This is a genomic window from Candidatus Symbiopectobacterium sp. NZEC135 (genome assembly GCF_025962695.1).
In genome coordinates, this window is sequence record NZ_JAGFPF010000968.1 from 1 (window position 1) to 808 (window position 808).

The following is an 808-nucleotide window of genomic DNA, read 5'->3' on the forward strand; positions in this document are numbered from 1 at the left end:
TATAAGCAAACATCAGCAAAAAGCCCATCACCACGCGGACTGGTTGCGCGAACAGAGGGCGTTCATCGCCTGCCGGAAACTTGATTTCACGCACGATGACGGCCAGCGCACACAGCGCCAGCAGTACGGTTAACACGCGTGGAAATGCAGCGCCGGTGCCACTGAAATGGCCCGCTTCCCGATAAAGCGTGCCTGCGGCCAGAATCAATACGGTCGCAAACACCACATCCGCCCGCCGATGGGTTAGTGAAGCACTTAACGCCATGGTGTCACCTTCCAGGTGTCGGAGAGATCGGCACTGATACGGTCGATAAGCGTGCGATATTCCGCCGCATTCAGATAGTTAAGCGGGATCTCTGCTTTTTGCGCTGCCGCGAGATAGTCGGGATCGGCGATCACGCCCGCCAGCGCTTTCTCCAGCGCTTTGACAACCTCTGGCGGCGTGCCTTTCGGCGCGGCAATACCGCGCGAAGCACCGGCAATCAGATCGATATTTTGCTCACGAAAGGTGGGCGCGTTAGGCAGATAATCAGCACGTTTATCTGCCATCAGACCCAGCACGCGGATTTGACCGTCGCGGGCCAGTTGCAAAGCTTCGCTCAGGTTCATGGTTGCGGCGGGAACGTGTCCACCCAGAATCGCCTGACGTACCGGCGCCGTGCTGCCGAAAAATGCGGGGGTAAACGTGACTCCGGTCAGGCGATTGAGGTTAAGGATCGCAATGTGCTCCGAAGAGCCTGATGCGCCGGACGTGCCTATCACCAGTTTTTCCGGCGCGTGTTGTGCCGCGCTGATAAGCTGGCTCAAC

General features: G+C 58.3%; 2 protein-coding genes. Both read right to left on the reverse strand.

The genetic code is table 11. The annotated features are described in order from the left end of the window. Positions 1-265 (reverse strand): hypothetical protein (locus tag J5224_RS31800; protein WP_264628959.1); only part of this gene is annotated, 265 nt, incomplete at its 3' end. Then, positions 256-808: tripartite tricarboxylate transporter substrate-binding protein (locus J5224_RS31805; RefSeq protein ID WP_264628960.1), on the reverse strand; the 553-nt coding region annotated here is incomplete at its 5' end. The genes J5224_RS31805 and J5224_RS31800, both read right to left, overlap by 10 nt.